The organism is Microcoleus sp. FACHB-1515, assembly GCF_014696105.1.
Taxonomy (GTDB): domain Bacteria; phylum Cyanobacteriota; class Cyanobacteriia; order Elainellales; family Elainellaceae; genus JAAUTJ01.
In genome coordinates, this window is sequence record NZ_JACJPO010000052.1 from 21,035 (window position 1) to 38,213 (window position 17,179).

Below are 17,179 nucleotides of genomic sequence, written 5' to 3' on the forward strand. Positions count from 1 at the left end.
CGCTTGCCGCATTTGAAAATCAGCTTTACCCTAAACACAGACACTCGTAGAAATACGGGTGTTTTTGTTAAAAGGTAAATACATCGGTTTTCCGATCGACTTTTCGGTGTTATCTTAAAACTATCGTCATATTTAGGAAGCAGCAGATGACAGAATCGATCGCGCTCGAAGCACTGTTTGCCCAAGAAATTCTCGATCGCTTCACCGCTCGTCAGTCGCCCCCGCTGCAACATGCCCTCAAAGCCTGCCGTCGTGTTCGCTATGACGCTCAAACAGGCTCGATCGTCTTGGAATGCCCCAACCGCCTTTTGCTGAAAGTGATCGAATCCCTCCGGTCGGAACTCGAAGCGATCGCCGCTCCCGCCCACCTGCACATTGTCATGGCCGGAAAAGGCAAGTGCTACTGGTAGGGCGATCGCCGTCAAATTTTGGTTGATGATTGGCTGTCGGGACATTCGCGCTGTCTCGCCAGCCATTTTGCTATCAGAATTGGCGAAAACTACCAAATAAACATTTCTACTTGCTAATCATCAAATTACTTTGATTTGATGATCATGATTTGTTTTTATGGGTAAAAGTCTGATCGATCGCTACAAATTGCTGCCTCACTAAGCAGATATTCCTAATGTTTATCAACAACAATCTACTTATGAAATAGAAACAGTAACCGATCGCTGCATTTGCACAACAAATTCTTATCGATTCGATTTAAGCTTTCTTTTACTACTTGGTTTCAAATTTAGATATTTAAAAAAACTGTATTCTCACTCATAAGTAAGAAACAATTCACTGCTCTACAGAAAATCGATTCGATCGAAAAGACTGTCGCTATTTCATTAGCAACTCTGCAAATTTTTAGGTCATTTGGTCTAGTTTACTCTGCGAATATTGCTGAACTCATCTACATCAATTCTAAGTAGTAAGTAGAAAGACTCGATTTTTCTGCCAGCTTACGTTGCGCTCATTCATTCGGAGGTATTTCGATGTCAATTTCAAGACGACGGTTTTTGGCTGTAGCGGGCGCTTCCACCGCAGGCGCGATCCTGTGAAAGGTTGCTGGCAATCCACCTAGCGCCAATCAAGGAGCGAACCAGCAGGCAAACACAGCGACTTCTGAAGCGGCTCCGGCTGTCAACGTTTCCAATGATGCTGCCCCGGAAGTGACAACGGTTCGACTGGCATACATTCCGATTTTTGAATCAGCGCTGCTGACACGCAGGGCAATAGAATTGCGATCGCCAACAAACATTTAGGCAAAGAATTCGACGCGAGCGATCCCCAGACTTACCTGAGAAGTCTTGCGGTCAAAAAGGTCAGCATCTAGCGGATGATGCGATTGGCGCGATCGCCTTCCTCAAAAAGGCGATCGCGCTTGACTCCTCACACCACCAAACCTCGTAGCATTCATTTTCTGGGAGAGTACCGATGACGCAGCGATTCAATGGTTTTTTGGGATTAGGGCGTCGAGACGTGATCAAAGCCTTGGGAGCCGCCGGGGTTGGTCTTGCCGCAAGTGCCTGTAGCGCTTCACCCACGCAAACGACGACGGCCAACGCCTCTCCTGCGGCTTCCCCCGCAGCGGCAACCACTGCACCTGATCCCGCTGTCGAAAATCGTCCTGAAGCCGCTGACATGACGCCTGATCAGGCGCTTCAGCTTTTGATTGACGGCAACAAACGCTACATCGAAGGCAAATCCATTCATCCCCGTGAGAATATCGATCGCATCCGCGATACTGCTGTCGATCAGTTTCCCTTTGCTGCCTTCTTAAGCTGCGCCGATTCTCGCGTTCCGGTCGAGGAAGTGTTCGATCAAGGCATTGGCGACTGCTTTGTTTGTCGCGTGGCGGGCAACATTGCCACCGAGCAGGAAATCGGCAGCTTGGAATTTGGCACGCTGGTTTTGGGATCGAAAGTGCTGCTGGTGATCGGCCATGAGCGCTGTGGAGCCGTTGTCGCTTCAATGGGCAGAATTCCACTGCCAGACAATCCCGGTCAAATTCCTACGCTTGTTCCGCTGATTGAACCTGCCGTTAAGACGATCGCGGAAAAGGTGAAGCGCGAAGGTGTCCCCTCAGTTGGGGATGACGTGGACGCGACAATCAAGCTCAACGTTCACAATCAGGTGGCACGGCTGAAGCGATCGCCCATTTTGTCGCAGCTTGAGCGCGAAAACAAGCTGAAGATTTTGCCCGCCTACTACGACTTGGATACGGGCGTGGTGCAAATCCTGGAAGCGCCCAAAGCTTAAGGCGAAGTCGCTAGCTGATTAAGTTTGTCGAATATCCCCTCACGGTGCTGTGGTTGCTACAGCACCGTTTTTTTGCGCGATCGCGCACCTCGACCAGACCAATTGAAGCGAGGCAGTCGGCTAGAGGCATTGTCTAGGCGATCGCGTCGCTTCTCTTTGAGAATTCCCAGTTTGAGAATCAAACTACTGAGCTGGTGCTGAATTGTTTGCGGTTGTGACGGTGAGTACCTGCGGCGGCGTGGCATCTGGCGGATACAGGAAATCCACTGAGACTAGACGGCGCGTTCCCGGTGCCATATTCAGCTCAACCAGCGGCACGCTGCGATCGCCTCGTCGCTGCACCAAATGCACGTAAAGCGTTTGCGGCAAATTGCGATCGTCCACATAGCGCAGTCGCACCGTACCCCGAAAGAAAGTTTGCGTCGGCAGCGGATCAAAGAAGCGCAGTCCCCCTCGACTTAGCTCATCTTCTTTGATCGGCGTTTGCACAGCGATCGAAACGCGCTGCGGCTCAGCCGTTGGATTCACCAGCGGCAACGTCAGGTTGTATTCGATCGCATAGTTGCCGTTCGCCTCATAGCCCGTGTCAGGATAGCGCACCAGCATCGGAGCCGCCTGCACCTGATTGGTTCCCATCCGTCCACCCCGCAGCGTACTGAGCGCATAGGAATAGGCCGTTCCCGGTGCAGGAATTTGCAGCGCGTCGCCGCCGGGCTGATCGGTGAGCTGTGCCTGCCAGCGCGATCCTTGCGCTACGCCTGCGACTCGACCGTAGATAATCTGTCCGCCCTGATCGGGAGGGGTAGGAGCGCGATCGCGTTCTCCTGCCAGTCCGCCCGTTTGCAGCAGCGCAATCCAGTCGTTCAGGGAAGGAGCTTGTTCGCTGCCGTCTGCTGCTCGCCGTCCCAACAGTGCAAGACTGGCGGCATATACGGTTCCGCTGCTGCGGAGTCGAGCCAGCGTCGATCGCCCATTCAAAGCGGGTTCCAGTCCGGTTGTGGGAATCGGCAGATTCATCAGCAGTTGATACGATCCGGGCTGCAACACGATCTGAGCCGGAAAGATGTCTTGGCGTCTGCCCCGCAAAATATCGCTCATGACGCGACTTCCCGGTCCCGCATACACCTGACCGACCGGATTTTCGATCGCGGGCGGAAGCTGCACAAACGGCGCATCCGGCTGACTCAAATAGCTGGCCGCTTGCAGCACATCCACCGTCACAGGCTGCGTACTCGGATTGTAGAGAATTACGCCGATATACAGGCTGGTGTGGTCGGCATCGATCGCCCGAAAGACGTGATGCGCGAATAGATCAAATCGTCCATTAAATCCAAAATTTAGGTGCGCGGCAGGTTGCGCCATGCCGTTTTGCGGAAAGGTCGAAAGCAAAATGCCCTCAGTCTGCACCAGTTCCGGGCTGTTGCTGTTGAAGGTTGGAATCGTATCAAGCTGTCCAGACAGCGGGCGCACCTGTTGCGGAATCACGATTTCTTGAGGGGAAGGTGCGGGTGCGGGCGGCGTAGGCATCCCTTGCGCGAGAGATAAAACTGAAGCGATCGCAAACATTCCAAACACCACATTCGTTGCTTTGACATCCATGAGGCCGATCGTTCACCCTAACGGCGTTTCTTAAGCGTTGCGGTTCAAGGGGTGGCGTGTCAAGCGATCGCCACAATTTGCTGCTTTACAATCAATCTATTGCAGTCGGGCATTTGCTGAAGTGGGAATATCAGCCAGAACGCCGCAGCCGTAGCTGGCTCGCAACCTTACGAATTTAGCGTTTAGACACGCTTGATCTGCTCGAAGAAAATCCAAGTCTCAAACCGTATTTGGAAGAAGCACTGGGCAAAGCCTACCGCAAAGCAGTTGAGCTTGCTGTTAGCGAAACTGATTTACTAAGCAGTCAATCTCCTGAATTTCCGTATCAATTGGCGGAGATTTAGCGATCGATCCTACCCCGGTGAGCCTAGCAAGTTAATCGACGCAGATAAATAGAAACAAAAAAGCGAGATGAATTGCTCATCCCGCTTGATCTTTGAAGCTCGATCGCCTCTTAGAAATTCATTTCTGCGGCTTGAACGCGCTCGACCTGCTTTTTCTTGAGAACCAGCATGATTTGCGAAAGCGTCACGGCTCCCAAAAAGGCCATCAGACCTTTGATGCGGTTGGGACTTTGCAGCACAATTTCAGAATCAATCTGGCCGAAGCCGCCGACATTCGGATTGTCAGTCAGCGGTGCGCCGTTGGCAACTTCATCACCTTCTGCGACGATCAGTTCGGGTCCGGGGGGAATAGTTTCCGTCACGGCATCGCCGGATTCGGGCGCGATCGATACTTCATAGCCGCCGCCATCGGTTTTGGTGACGCTGGCGATCGTTCCAGCTACCGAAGCGCTGTAGACCGTATTGTTGCTTTTTTCTCCGGTCGGGTAAACTTGTCCGCGTCCACGATTCCCGCCGACGTGAACCGAATATTTACCGAAGTGGATATTCTTGTTGGTGTTCGGGTCGGGCGAGAGAATTGGGAAGACAATTTCCTGATATTGATCGCCAGGGATGGGACCCACCAGCACCCAATTGTCATGCACGTCGCTGTAGTTCTGGAAGAGATAGCTGGGACCGACTTCTTCCTTCATTTCTTCGGGAATGCGGTCTTCCGGGGCGATCTTGAAGCCTTCCGGCAGCATCAGCACGGCTCCGACGTTGAGCGGGCCTTTGGAGCCGTCAGCCTGCACCTGCTGAACGCTGGTGTCGTAGGGAATTTTGACAACGGCTTTGAACACGCTGTCGGGCAGAACCGACTGCGGCACTTCCACTTCGGTTGGCTTTGCGCCTAAGTGACAGTTGGCGCAGACGATGCGGCCTGTGGCTTCGCGGGGATTTTCGTAGTTTTGCTGTGCCCAGAAGGGGTAGGCTTGGGCAGCTTGCGGCTGGAGCCAGTCGCCTGTGAGGATCAAGCCGATCGACACGATCGCCACCAGTGCGGCTTTGGCGATCGAACGAAGCGGCAGCTTTGACCAAATTGCTTTCATGGAATTGTGTTCACCAAGGATGCAGGATTTTCAATATCGGAAGTTATGCCCACCAGGGATCTTCGCCCGTGCGGAAGTCTTGCTCTGTCCAGGGAGTCAGCGCGATTTTGCCGTCTTCGTTGACGTTGGCGTGGACAAGAGCCAGTGACAGTGGGGCGGGACCGCGCACGACTTTGCCTTCGCTGTTGTATTGCGAGCCGTGACAGGGGCACATAAATTTGTTTTCTGCCGCATTCCAGGGCACAACGCAGCCCAAGTGGGTGCAAACGGCGTTGATGCCGTAGTCGGCGATCGCGCCTTCGTTTTCAACCACGATGTAGGTCGGGTCGCCTTTGAGTCCTTGCGCGAGGGTGCGATCGCCTGCGACATGCGTTTTCAGGAACTCGCTGACGACAATATCGTTACCGAGCGCATCCTTCGCCATGACGCCGCCGCCCGCGCCACCGCTCACAGGCGGAATGAAGTATTTAATGACGGGATAAAGCGCCCCCAAAGCCGTTCCGGTTACGGCTCCAAAGGTGAGCAGATTCATAAATTGGCGACGCCCCATATCGGGCACATCGGGAGTTCCAGAAGCTTGAGCCATACTTTAGACCGCAACAAGAGAAGTGGAAAAAACAGCAGTTTAGCCAGGTCGCGATCGCGCTTGCTTGTGAAAGGAGAATTTCTATGTCAAATTCAAGCCAAGCAGCACGTTTAATCAACCGTATGCAGACTGACGCAAGCGGCATTTCACCGCAAGAAAAGCCTCGCCCCTTGACCATTGCTTTAAAGAACGGCCAGCGGTTTACAGTTTTTCTAAAAGTATTATTACATTACTCAGAATCAGTATCATAGCCTCAGCCACGAGGAATTCTGTTTGTAAAGAAATGTAAAAAATTGAGATATTTTTGCAATGACTGGACAAGAACTACATCAAGTTCTACTGGAGAAGTGGGGGCGCTCTTACGATATTCAAATTCGCCGCACACAGGGCAAGATTTTTGTGCAAATTATGTGGCGCTATTTGGAACAAAAATCGTTTCCGCTTAGCGAAGCCGATTATTTTGACCATCTTGAGACAGTCGCCAACTATCTCAACGCTTGGGGCAGCGCGTTCCAAGTGCAGGAGTTTATCGAGCAAACTCGCGATCGCCCCCGGCAGGGCAAAGCCGTCAGCATCCCGATCGACTTGGGCGATCGCGCCTCGGAGTGGATGCTAGAGGAGTTTTGAAGGCGATCGCGCCCCGTTGCGCCCCGAACTTTAGTTCAGGGCGGCTCTAACGTCCAATCAGCACCACTAGGCCAACGCCGCCGAAGTAAAGAAACAGCACGGCTCCGGCCAGCAGGCTTTGTGTAATGGGATCGGTCGATGGCGTCAGCACTGCACCCAGAACAACCGCGCCCAGCAGCACATACTTCCAGCCTGCGAGCATTTGTTTGGATCTGACGATGCCAATCAGACCGAGCAGCATTTGAATCACCGGAATTTGAAAGGCAAGTCCGGTACTGAACATCAGCAGCAGAACAAACTCGAAGTAGCGATCGATCGACCAAAGCTGCTCGACCACATCGCCGCCGTAGTTGATGAAGAAGTTCAGCGCGGCGGGGATCAAGGCAACGTAGGCAAACGCGATTCCGGCCACAAACAGAATGCTTGACCCAAAAACGATCGGCGCGACAAATCTTCGTTCCCGCCTGGTCAGTCCGGGTAGGACAAATTGAATAATCTGGTACAGCACAAACGGACTGGCGAGCAGGAGGCCGCTGTAGCCTGCAACTTTAATTGAGACGAAGAAGTATTCGCCCGGAGCAAGCTGCAAGAACTTCACGCCCTGCGCGGGCACTTCAAGCAGGCCGACGATTTTGTTGACGACGCTGAAGCAGCCGATGATGCAGACTACGATCGCTACGATCGCGTAAAAAATTCGCTGCCTGAGTTCTTCAAGATGGTCAAACAGCGACATCTCCACGTCATCGACCAGTTCATCATCCGGGTCGATGGCTGGCTGAGGCTTCGGTTCAGCAGCGGGGATCGTGCTGGTCGGCTCGGTTGCAGGTTCGAGTTCAGAAGGCGCGGTCATGGATTCGCTTCACGTCCAGATTTGATGTCTATTCTATCTGGTTGGCTCGATCGCGGGAACGAGATTGCTTTGGTGCAGCAGAAACAGGCGTCCTCCTGCTGAAATTACTGGCGTACATTTACGGATTCGTTCATTTTGGCCGCGTAGATTTCCGTAAAGTTGCTCATTTCAGGCTTCGGCAATTTTCTTATGATTCGGTCAGCTTGATGTTTGGCAGCTTTGCCCATCTTATCAACGGTCATCTTGCAGTTAAACCGCTATGCTGAACACTGAGTCTAACGGTATTCCTTATCACGGCTGGCTGGTCGAGGTTGTCGCCTGCCGCAACCGCTATAGTTTTCGCTGCTACTGCTCTGAGCTAGAAGGATTTCACGAAGACGGCTCGACCTACCGCACATACCAGTCTGCACTGAAGGCCGGATATTATTTTATCGATCGCGAAACGGCTCTCGCTGCTTTGATTCATGCACTCGAAGAACTCATGCGCGATCGCAAAATTAGTCTGGAAGAATATTGGAACCTCGCAAACTTCTGGTGATTGAGATTGGTTCAGCGCGATCAAGCCACAAGCGAAATGGCGATCGGGTGATGAACAATCGATTGCCATTTCGCTTTAGGACTGACGCATCAGCACCAGGAAATTCGCTTCCTGGCTCAAAGCTTAAATCCATTGAAACGGATTAAGCCTGGTAAACCAACCCATTTGAATGGGTTTTCGCTTTCAGCCGGAACTTGAGTTCACGGCTTTTGCGTAAGTTGTGTCGCCTGTGTTAACAAAACCTCGTCTCTAGCGTGTGCCGAACAAACCTGGCGTAAATGACATCACGAGCGCGACCAGTGCGCCAAAGGAAACGAGCGTCAGCCAAACTTGCAGTGAACCGATTTGCTTCTCGACCGTGCGGAGGTTCGATCGCGTATTGCGTAAGGCAACGTCAAGCTTTTCGACATAAGTTGGCGGAATTGCAGTTGGTTTGATCGATTCAATTTGGCGATCGAGTTCGGATTGCAGGCGAATTTCAAGTTCATTCAGGGCAGCCGCGATCGCGTCCTGCTGGCGTTCGTGCGCTTCGAGCATAATGTGCGATCGCTGCTCTAGCTCTTGCCTGAGTGCTTGAATTTGCTGTTCCATTTCGCTCAAACGGCGATCGAAGGTTTTTTGCTCGGTTTGAAGGGGCGCTAGTTCGCTGTGCAGCTTTGCTTCAATCGCTTCCAAGCGGCTATCAAGCTGCGGCTGAAGCTTGGCAAGTGCGACATTGTGGCGATCGATCGATTCTTCCAAGCGGCGGTGCGTCTGAGTCAGCCCGACAAACTGCTGCTGTACCTGCACGAGTTCATCAAAAACGCGAAACGACTGCTGCAACTGCCGTTCGAGGTCTGCAAGTTCCTGTTCAACACGAGTCACTTCGATCATGAAAGGCTCCGTTCAAAGAGTGAGAGGTGGAATGGCATCAAAACCGCTTTGAAGCGCGGCTAGCTTTGGGGCAAGCTCGATCGTGTAATCGCAAATAAGCTGCATCGCGCGAATGCGCCACAGCAAGCACAGCGATCGATACAGCGGTGAATCCGTGCCAGATCGATCGGCGGCTTCTGCTAGCAGAAACGGCCAGTCGTCTGCCCAAGGACTGCCCGACTGCGTGAGCCAAGCTGCCGCCGCATCCGCATTGATGCAACATCCTTCGCGATAAAACAGCAGCAGCCCGGCTGGAGGAAGCTGCTGGCGCACGCCTTCCTCAAAGCCAAACTTGAGATAGAGCAAGGCCGAGCCGGGCTGACGGCTGCGGTGAATCAGCGCACCTGATAGATACAAAGCTGCCAAACTAGTCGATCGCGTTTCTAGGTATTGTTCCAGAAAAGCCAACAGCGGCGTTGCGAGGGCATGGGCGATCGCATCTTCCACCAACTTCGGCAGCGCCTCAACATCAAAATGCTCTAGCAGCAAGCGAAAATCTGCATCTGAAAGCTTCAGCGCAGCCAGGTCAAACATGGCGCTTGGACGAGGTTCGACGACGCGATCGACAATTTTCTCGACCAGTCCTGGCCCCATCTGGCTGTGCCCGCGCTGCACTAAGCGAACCGTATCAATCAAATCGGCAGCGGTTGAATTCTTGAGCAAATAGCCTTTTGCACCTGCTCGCAGCGCGTTCGCCAGATACGCTTCATCGTCGTGACTGCTGAGGACGATGACTTTGGTTTTGGGAAAGCGCTGGTGGATCACTTGCGTTGCGGCGATTCCGTTCATTCCCGGCATCTCGATATCGCACAAGACCAAATCCGGACGGAGGGCGGCGACTTGCTCGATCGCTCGCTGACCGCTATCTGCGGTGCCCACCACCTGAAAATCAGGTGCTTGCTCCAACAGTAGAGTCATCGAATCTCGAATCATCGCTTGGTCGTCAACCAGGAGAATCTGAATCATGCAAAGTCGTGTGAGAAGTAACAGGCAGCAGGCGGCAGTTGAGCATTCGGCTAGCTTCTTCAGAACCCAACTCGGTGAATGCACGGAAAGCCTAATTCCTTTAACAAGCAGCCCGATCGCCATCAGGAAAATCAGTGATTTTGGTGTATGTTGTCGTGTTTGGCAAGCGAACTGTAAAGCTGCTATGAAGCGAATCAGGATTCGCGGTTCAAGTTCCAGCGATCGTGCCAGCTACATCGCAATGACAGCAGCGATGGAATGAGTGCTGGTCGATCGCAATTTGGGCTGAGTGGACGGTAGTGGCAATGTGAGCTTGATAAGCATGATTGGCTGCTGGAATTTTTCGATCGCGCCGTTGCTGCCGAGTTTCTCAAACCCAAACTGCGCTCGATCGCATGATTGCCTCTTACTGCTTAGGTGCCTAAAGCGAGATGTTGAAGCAGTACCCAAAGGTTCGGCTTTCGCGCTGTAATGCCCCTACCCGCGATCGTCCGGCGTTCTGCGACTATAGAAATACGGATGGAGTTAGAGTATGGTCACAACAAATGACTCGATCGAGAGGTGTCGAGCAAACAATTGTGAAATTAGACTGTGGAACTACGCTAAATCGGTCGCGTCCTCGCTAATATCTAGGCTTGTTCGTCTGGCGACTTGCCACACTGACCTGAGCCGATCATAGCAGGTTCGGTAAATACACCTTCTACTCCTTGTCCACCTCTTTACTCTATCTTCAAGTTGCCTTATTATAAATTTAAGCAAAGTCATACTGATTTCGACTTTCCTCCGCGTGAGGAAGCCATACGGCCAGCCCTCTGCACCCACCGATCGCTGGCGTTCATTCATCTCGATTTCTGATTCGCTACATCTCGATCGATATTCTTCTAGCTTTCATTTCTTTTGCAAGCTGAGTTTTCAGCTTCTACTCCGGTTCCCAACAAGCTTCTAGTTAAGGTTCATCAGTTCCATGCCAACAGCCAACACGACCCCCACAAAAGCCAAAGCAGCCGCCAAGCCGATGTTCACCGCCGACATGGTGCGTACCTACCTGCACGAAATTGGGCGCGTGCCGCTGCTGACTCACGAGCAAGAAATCGTCTTCGGCAAGCAAGTTCAGCAGATGATGTCGCTGCTTGAAACGAAGGAAAAGCTGACTGCCAAGCTCGATCGCGAGCCGACCGATGCGGAATGGGCAGAAGCTGCCAAGCTCGGCGACGCTGAATTGCGGCAGGCGATTCGCTTGGGCACTCGCGCCAAGCAGAAGATGATCGAAGCCAACCTGCGTTTGGTGGTGGCGATCGCCAAGAAGTACCAAAAGCGTAATCTGGAATTTCTCGATCTAATTCAGGAAGGCACACTTGGCCTTGAGCGCGGCGTTGAGAAGTTTGACCCGACGCGCGGCTACAAGTTCTCGACCTATGCCTACTGGTGGATTCGTCAGGCGATTACGCGGGCGATCGCACAGCAGGCTCGCACGATTCGTCTGCCGATTCACATCACCGAGAAGCTCAACAAGATCAAGAAAGTCCAGCGCGAATTGACGCAGCAGTTGGGTCACAGCCCGACTCCAGTTGAGATCGCCAAGGCGCTTGAGCTGGAGCCTGCCCAAATTCGCGAGTTTCTGATCATGGCGCGTCAGCCTGTTTCGCTCGATCTCAAGGTCGGCGACAATCAGGATACCGAGCTGCAAGACCTGCTCGAAGACGAAGGCGCATCGCCCGAAACCTACACCGTGCAGGAATCGCTCCGCCAAGACCTCGAAGGCTTGCTCTCTGAGCTAACTCCGCAACAGCGCGAAGTCCTCACCTTGCGCTTTGGTCTCAACGATGGCAACGAGCTTTCGCTGGCCAAAGTCGGCCAGCGGATGAACATTAGCCGCGAGCGCGTTCGTCAGCTTGAGCGCCAAGCCCTTGACCATCTGCGTCGCCGCAAAGCCAATGTGCGCGGCTACCTGACTGCTTAATCGCGTTGCCGGATGCTCGATCGCCTCCGAGTCGAGCATCCGGCTACATATATTCCTTTGAACGCGCTCCTGCTCTGCAAGGAGCGCTTTTTGCGGATTGAGGAGGGCGATCGCCCGCAGGCAGAAACCGCTGGTTCAATTGGCTTCTTGGGTTTCTAGCATTTGCAGCACTCGTCGCACTTCTTCTGGCGAAACATTTGCCTGCAACGCTCCCCAGCAGTGTCCTTCGCTGCCGCTTAAAGCTTGAGTTTGCAACTGACGCAGTGCCCCGATGCAGGAAGGACAGTCACAGCCAAACAGCGTGACTGCTGCATCGCTTTCTGCCTCGCTAAAATCCGTATTGGGCGTTTGCAGCAAATCGAACGAATCACTCAAGTTCTTCGTGTGAGTCAGCCGAACAGAGTGCGTCTTGGCCTCAACCGGAGCGCAGGAAGCTTGGGTGCTCGGTTCGGCTGGCACTTCAGTCGCCGAAGCAACACCCACCATCAGCGAAGTCATCAAAACTGAACTGGCAACCGTTGGAATTGCGAACAGGTTTAGCAGCAGTTTGTGCATGACAGAGATACTCCTCAACTTTGATTAATTTGATTGAACAGAGTGCAGCAATAGCATAATTCGTCGAGGTTCGCTTGTGCCAGCGGTTCATTTCAATCGAAATAATTGATGCTAATCAATGAATGGCGATCGCCAGGAAACCTCAGCATTCAGCAGGAAGTCATTTTTGTTAACGCTTTGAGCGCAATCAGTGAGGACGCAAAAGTGATGCATCTTGTGCAAAGAATTTTTTGGAGTAGCGCAATTTTAGGAGCGACGATCGCACTCGTTCAACTACCTGTTTTGTCACAGCGATCGTTTCCAAATCCTTCTGATCTAGACAATATTTATCATGAAGATGAAAATTTGTCAGACGATGCGGATGTCTTTCCACGCATCGGAAGAATCGCCGGAGCAGAACATGAGCAAACAAATTGTCGTGTCGCGCCTTGGGGTCGCGTTGTGGCTTTGTTTGCTGGCAATTCGTTTGTGGAAATTGATCGTCGTCAGGTCGATCGCAACGGGGAATCTTGGTTTCATCAGGTCGATCGCAACTGTTGGATTCACGATCGTCGAATTGACTTGCTGTAGGATTTTCAGTCGTCAATTATCAAGAATTCAAAAAAATCAAATGAATTAAAATTTACAGTGTTTGCTGTTAATTGATGCTTCCTCCAAGTTGTGATTATCGCATTGCCTGCGGCCCTGCCCATACGTGATTTGCGGTGCGCCCATAGATAATCGGCTGGTCTTCAGACTGGGCAGCGATCGTGCGTCCGGTGAAATTGACTGACCACAGCGGCCAGCTTTCATCGCCCATTTCGCCTGCTTGAAACAGCACATGGTTGGGCTGCAAGCGGCTCCAGCCCAGCAGAATCGCGCTGCTATAGGAAATGCGCGTCGGCGCGATCGTATGAGTGCGATTCATGGATTTATCCCAAATGACGGCGTAGTCTGAGGCGACGCTGCTGCAAAAGAGCGATTCAAATTCTCGTGCCAGCAAGCGATCGCTGGTAGCCGACCAGCCGATCGGAATCAAAATCGCGATCGTGCCTTGGGGATCGATCGTGTCTTGCTTGCTAAACGGATCGGATGAGAGCGGCGAAGAAGCAGCGATCGTCTGCAAGTCGCCTGTGTGCAAATTTTCGACAAACAAAACGCTGCTGACATGGCACTGTACCCAGTCCGAAACGGTTTGCATCTGAATCCGGCTGTAGGCGGCGTATTCACCATTGGGCGAAATCAGCGCTTGGCTGCGGTAGTAGTGCAGCTTGGGTTGGTTGGTTGCTTCGGCCTGCATTGCCAGCACCCAGTTCCAAGGAATTGGATGTGGGCTATTGAGCGGGTCAATCTGCATCGAGGTTGTCATGGCAGCAGAACCCTTCATGAAAAAAATTGAGGTGATTCAGGTTAACAAATCGATCGCAAAACTGTCCGCCTTTGTGCCCTACCTGACATATTTTGTTGTGATGTGGCGGTAGACGGGCAGATCGAGACAGAATCGATCGCTGCAACTCACCCTGCACTCGGCTGTTGCCGACTTCCAACCTTTGATGCCCGTCACATGCTGCTGCGCTGAGTGTCCCCACTTGAGCTAGCATCACTAGATCAGGATTCGCCAGAGGTTGACGCATGACGCCTGCCCCAACTCCGCCAAGTCCGCCCCCCAAACGCAGCGATCGCCCTGCTGACAATCCGCTGCGATCGCTTTTAGTGTTGATTTTTCGGCTGCTGCTGCTAGGGGTTGGCGGCACGATCGCCGGACTGCTCGGCATTTTGGCAGCGCAACTCTATCCGGCTCCGCGATCAGAAGAGCCGCCGCTGCTTGAGCAATTTTTGCAGCGAACGAACGACCTGCGCGGCACGCTGGAGCCTGTTCCTGTCACAGAGGCTTCCAGTCCCGCAGCGTCTGCTCCACCACTGCCAACGCCTGCCTTGCGACCACTTAACCCGACTGAGCGGCAGCAGGTACAAACCGAAGTCGCCGCCCTGCAAACGCAACTGGCGAGCTTGGGCGATCGCACCACTGCCCTCGAAACCAGAGTGGGACTGCCGCGATCGACAGCGGGAATTGAATCGCGCCTGCAAGCGATCGCCCAGCAGCTTCAGCCCGCCGCTGCCTCTCCCACTGCCGCTGTGCCTGCTGTATTGCCGCCTGCACCCGACCCCGATCGCTTGGGCGTGACGCTGCCGATCGATGCGCTGTTCACAGGTGAAAGTTTGCGTTCAGAAAGCCAGATTTTGCTCAATACCGTTATTGGCGAACTTCAGCGCTATCCCAATTCAGCGATTTTGGTGGCGGCTCACTCGGATGCAGCAGACAATGCAGCGCAGGCACGGGCGCGATCGTTTGCTCAAGCGCAGGCGATCGTGCGATCGCTCGAAGCCACCTTGGGCGATTCCTATCACTGGGTTGCGGTCGGCTACGGGCAGACGCAACCGATCGCCCCAAACGACACCGCCGCCAACCGTCAGCGCAACCGCCGGATTGAAATCGGAATTTTTCCCCGCGAATGAAAATTGTTTTTTTGGGTACGCCGGATTTTGCCGTTCCCACCTTGAAGCGGCTGCTGTCTGAATCGGAATTTGACGTGCTGGCAGTTGTGACGCAGCCGGACAAGCGGCGCGGACGCGGCAATGCGCTGATCCCCTCTCCCGTCAAGGAAGTGGCGATTACCTACGAAATCCCCGTCTACCAGCCGCGCAGCATCAAGAAGGATGCCGAAACGCTGGAAACGTTGCGATCGCTTCAGGCTGATGCCTTCGTCGTCGTTGCCTACGGACAAATCCTTTCGCAGGAAATTCTCGACATGCCCCGCTTGGGCTGCATCAACGCGCACGGCTCGATTTTGCCGTACTATCGCGGAGCCGCGCCGATTCAGTGGAGCTTGGTGCGCGGCGAACCTGAAACGGGGATCACGACGATGCTGATGGATGCGGGAATGGACACGGGCGCGATGCTGCTGAAGCGCACGATCGCGATCGATCTCACAGACAACAGCGCCTCGATCGCCGCCCAGCTTGCCGAAATCGCTGCGGATCTCGTGGTGGAAACGCTGCAAGGCTTGGCGCAAGGGACGATCGAACCGATTCCGCAGGACAACGATCGCGCCACTTATGCTCCACTAATTAAAAAGCCAGATTTTCTGATCGACTGGTCAAAGGCGGCGATCGATCTGCACAACCAGATTCGCGGCTTTTATCCGAACTGCGTCGCCACCTTTCGCGATGCACCACTTAAAATTACCGCAACTGTGCCGCTCGACGTGGACGCTTTGCCATCGGAACTTGCGGAACTGCGATCGAACTGGGCAACTGTCGATCGCTCGACTGATCCAGGAGCGATCGTGGGACTGTTGAAGCAGCAGGGCGCGATCGTGCAGACGGGAGATGGCTTAATTTTGCTGCACGAGGTGCAGCCAGTCGGCAAGCGATCGCAGTCCGGTTGGGATTTTGTCAACGGCTTTCGGTTGACGGTGGGAGAAGTGCTTGAGAATGGACGGGAGTGAGTATCGCCATGAGTCAACCCGTTCGCGCCCAACCGCCGCTCCGATTCATTCCACCGAACTACACGCCGATCGTGCGATCGGCCACGCGCCTGCTGCTGCCCTATCTGCGGTGGCACTATGGGATTGGCAAAGTTGAAGTGGAGGGGATCGATCGCCTTGCTGACCTCTACGCCGATTTTGCTGCAAACAAAACCCGCTTTCTGCTGGCCTTTCGCCACTCCAACCCCAACGACCCGCTCTGCATGGCAACCTTGGTGTGGAATCGGCTTCCCCGTGCTGCCAGAGCGCGAGGATTGAAAATCACCCAGCCGCCGCACTCGCATTTCATCTACGATCGCGGCATTCCCCTGTGGGCAGGCAAACTCGTCGGCTGGACGTATGCACACTTGGGCGGCACTCCGATTCGGCGCGGCAAAGCCGACTTAGCCGGACTCAAATCTGCCCGCCAGCTATTCGCCAACGGTTCTTTTCCAATCGGAGCCGCCCCCGAAGGCGCAACCAACGGCCACAACTGCATCGTCGGCGCGATCGAACCGGGGATCGCCCAATTTGGCTTTTGGTGCGTTGAAGATTTGCAAAAAAGCGATCGTTCTGAAGACGTGCTGATCGTACCGATCGGCATTCAGTATTTCTACGACACGCCGCCCTGGAACGCGATCGATCGACTGCTGCGCGAACTGGAAACGGCGACCGGACTGGAGGCCGAGCCTGCGATCGCCACCGCCGACCCGCTAACACCCGACCAGGAAATGCGGCTGTATCAACGCCTCTTGCGGCTGGGCGGCCAGTTGCTCACGCAGCTAGAACAGTTCTACAGCAAGTTTTACCATCAGCCCTTACCGACGCCCGCGCAAACCGCACCGCTCGATGCCAATCTCGACGTTGCCAACGCGCAAATTGCCGATCGCCTCTCCGCGCTGATGAATGCCGCGCTGACGGTTTCCGAAATCACCTTCAACTTGCCGCCCAAAGGCAGCTTCACCGATCGCTGCCGCCGCCTTGAACAAGCCGCTTGGGATCGCATCTACCGCGAAGATCTGCCCGACCTGGAAACACTCTCGCCAATCGATCGCGCTTTGGCCGATCGCGTCGCCCAAGAAGCCGAGGAATCCCTTTGGCACATGCGAATCGTGGAAACGCTGGTCAGCGTCACAGGCCACTATGTCCGCGAAAAATTCACTGCCGATCGCTTTGCCGAAACGCTGCTGCTCCTTTGGGATGTCAGCCGCCGCATCCAAGGCCAATTTCCCTTTCCCCGCCCCAAACTCGCCTGCCAAACCGCGATTGTCACAGTTGGAGAACCGCTTTCCGTCAGCGATCGCCACTCGGCCTACAAAGCCAACCGTCGCCAAGCCGTCACCGACCTGACTGCCGATCTGCAAACTGCTTTGGAAAAATTGATTCGCTAGGCGATCG

Annotated in this window: 20 protein-coding genes and 1 pseudogene; 12 read left to right on the top strand and 9 right to left on the bottom strand. The window is 53.9% G+C overall.

Annotated features, from left to right (window positions below):
- Positions 1–146: 146 nt before the first annotated feature.
- On the top strand, positions 147–410 hold the full coding sequence (locus H6F67_RS17225; RefSeq protein ID WP_190767857.1) for a hypothetical protein: 264 nt from the start codon (positions 147–149) through the stop codon (positions 408–410).
- A 1,015-nt stretch (positions 411–1,425) separates the two neighbouring features.
- Positions 1,426–2,250 (top strand): carbonic anhydrase, encoded by an 825-nt coding sequence (locus H6F67_RS17230; RefSeq protein ID WP_190767858.1) that lies wholly within the window; start codon positions 1,426–1,428, stop codon positions 2,248–2,250.
- A gap of 56 nt (positions 2,251–2,306) precedes the next feature.
- Here H6F67_RS17230 and H6F67_RS28180 read toward each other — a convergent pair whose 3' ends face one another.
- Both H6F67_RS28180 and H6F67_RS17235 read right to left on the bottom strand, forming a co-directional pair.
- A complete protein-coding gene (locus H6F67_RS28180; protein ID WP_277874606.1) occupies positions 2,307–2,432 on the bottom strand; it encodes a hypothetical protein in 126 nt (41 codons plus the stop codon).
- Position 2,433: 1 nt separating this feature from the next.
- Positions 2,434–3,777: a DUF3370 domain-containing protein gene (locus H6F67_RS17235; RefSeq protein ID WP_396798332.1), complete on the bottom strand. Its 1,344-nt coding sequence runs from the start codon at positions 3,775–3,777 to the stop codon at positions 2,434–2,436.
- A 128-nt stretch (positions 3,778–3,905) separates the two neighbouring features.
- On the opposite strand from H6F67_RS17235, the pseudogene H6F67_RS28530 reads away from it, so the two are divergent.
- Positions 3,906–4,193: pseudogene (locus H6F67_RS28530) on the top strand (DUF29 domain-containing protein).
- 110 nt (positions 4,194–4,303) lie between these two features.
- On the opposite strand, the gene petA reads toward H6F67_RS28530, so the two are convergent.
- A complete protein-coding gene (gene petA / locus H6F67_RS17245) occupies positions 4,304–5,281 on the bottom strand; it encodes a cytochrome f (RefSeq protein WP_190767859.1) in 978 nt (325 codons plus the stop codon).
- A 43-nt stretch (positions 5,282–5,324) separates the two neighbouring features.
- A complete protein-coding gene (petC, locus tag H6F67_RS17250) occupies positions 5,325–5,867 on the bottom strand; it encodes a cytochrome b6-f complex iron-sulfur subunit (RefSeq protein WP_190767860.1) in 543 nt (180 codons plus the stop codon).
- An 83-nt stretch (positions 5,868–5,950) separates the two neighbouring features.
- Between petC and H6F67_RS17255 the strand changes: the two genes are divergently transcribed.
- Both H6F67_RS17255 and H6F67_RS17260 read left to right on the top strand, forming a co-directional pair.
- The gene (locus H6F67_RS17255; RefSeq protein ID WP_190767861.1) at positions 5,951–6,118 is read left to right on the top strand and encodes a hypothetical protein; all 168 of its coding nucleotides are present in this window, start codon (positions 5,951–5,953) and stop codon (positions 6,116–6,118) included.
- Positions 6,119–6,176: 58 nt separating this feature from the next.
- A complete protein-coding gene (locus tag H6F67_RS17260) occupies positions 6,177–6,494 on the top strand; it encodes a DUF3067 family protein (RefSeq protein WP_190767862.1) in 318 nt (105 codons plus the stop codon).
- A 46-nt stretch (positions 6,495–6,540) separates the two neighbouring features.
- Here the strand turns inward: H6F67_RS17260 and tatC are convergent, their stop codons facing one another.
- Positions 6,541–7,344, bottom strand: a complete 804-nt coding sequence (gene tatC / locus H6F67_RS17265; protein WP_190767863.1) for a twin-arginine translocase subunit TatC — start codon at positions 7,342–7,344, stop codon at positions 6,541–6,543.
- Positions 7,345–7,603: 259 nt separating this feature from the next.
- On the opposite strand from tatC, the gene H6F67_RS17270 reads away from it, so the two are divergent.
- Positions 7,604–7,882, top strand: coding sequence for a hypothetical protein (locus H6F67_RS17270; RefSeq protein ID WP_190767864.1), 279 nt, complete (start codon positions 7,604–7,606; stop codon positions 7,880–7,882).
- A gap of 249 nt (positions 7,883–8,131) precedes the next feature.
- Here the strand turns inward: H6F67_RS17270 and H6F67_RS17275 are convergent, their stop codons facing one another.
- Together H6F67_RS17275 and H6F67_RS17280 are read right to left on the bottom strand one after the other, a co-directional pair.
- On the bottom strand, positions 8,132–8,755 hold the full coding sequence (locus H6F67_RS17275; RefSeq protein WP_190767865.1) for a hypothetical protein: 624 nt from the start codon (positions 8,753–8,755) through the stop codon (positions 8,132–8,134).
- Positions 8,756–8,767: 12 nt separating this feature from the next.
- Positions 8,768–9,760, bottom strand: coding sequence for a response regulator transcription factor (locus tag H6F67_RS17280; protein WP_190767866.1), 993 nt, complete (start codon positions 9,758–9,760; stop codon positions 8,768–8,770).
- 964 nt (positions 9,761–10,724) lie between these two features.
- On the opposite strand from H6F67_RS17280, the gene H6F67_RS17285 reads away from it, so the two are divergent.
- A complete protein-coding gene (locus tag H6F67_RS17285; protein ID WP_190767867.1) occupies positions 10,725–11,720 on the top strand; it encodes an RNA polymerase sigma factor, RpoD/SigA family in 996 nt (331 codons plus the stop codon).
- A 12-nt stretch (positions 11,721–11,732) separates the two neighbouring features.
- On the top strand, positions 11,733–11,879 hold the full coding sequence (locus tag H6F67_RS17290; RefSeq protein ID WP_190767868.1) for a hypothetical protein: 147 nt from the start codon (positions 11,733–11,735) through the stop codon (positions 11,877–11,879).
- Here the strand turns inward: H6F67_RS17290 and H6F67_RS17295 are convergent.
- On the bottom strand, positions 11,856–12,275 hold the full coding sequence (locus tag H6F67_RS17295; RefSeq protein WP_190767869.1) for a hypothetical protein: 420 nt from the start codon (positions 12,273–12,275) through the stop codon (positions 11,856–11,858). The genes H6F67_RS17290 and H6F67_RS17295 overlap by 24 nt on opposite strands.
- A gap of 108 nt (positions 12,276–12,383) precedes the next feature.
- Here H6F67_RS17295 and H6F67_RS17300 point away from each other — a divergent pair, with 108 nt between their 5' ends.
- Entirely contained in the window at positions 12,384–12,845 is a 462-nt protein-coding gene (locus tag H6F67_RS17300; RefSeq protein ID WP_190767870.1) for a hypothetical protein, read from the top strand.
- 94 nt (positions 12,846–12,939) lie between these two features.
- Here the strand turns inward: H6F67_RS17300 and H6F67_RS17305 are convergent, their stop codons facing one another.
- Complete coding sequence (locus H6F67_RS17305) at positions 12,940–13,623, bottom strand: hypothetical protein (RefSeq protein WP_190767871.1); 684 nt, start codon at positions 13,621–13,623, stop codon at positions 12,940–12,942.
- Between the two features lie 263 nt (positions 13,624–13,886).
- Between H6F67_RS17305 and H6F67_RS17310 the strand changes: the two genes are divergently transcribed.
- From H6F67_RS17310 to H6F67_RS17320, 3 genes are read left to right on the top strand one after another with little or no spacing between them, the layout of a single operon-like run.
- On the top strand, positions 13,887–14,771 hold the full coding sequence (locus H6F67_RS17310) for an OmpA family protein (protein ID WP_190767872.1): 885 nt from the start codon (positions 13,887–13,889) through the stop codon (positions 14,769–14,771).
- Positions 14,768–15,763, top strand: coding sequence for a methionyl-tRNA formyltransferase (gene fmt / locus H6F67_RS17315; protein ID WP_190767873.1), 996 nt, complete (start codon positions 14,768–14,770; stop codon positions 15,761–15,763). Before H6F67_RS17310 ends, fmt begins: the two co-directional genes overlap by 4 nt.
- 8 nt (positions 15,764–15,771) lie before the next feature.
- Positions 15,772–17,172 (top strand): 1-acyl-sn-glycerol-3-phosphate acyltransferase, encoded by a 1,401-nt coding sequence (locus tag H6F67_RS17320; RefSeq protein WP_190767874.1) that lies wholly within the window; start codon positions 15,772–15,774, stop codon positions 17,170–17,172.
- Positions 17,173–17,179 lie beyond the last annotated feature (7 nt).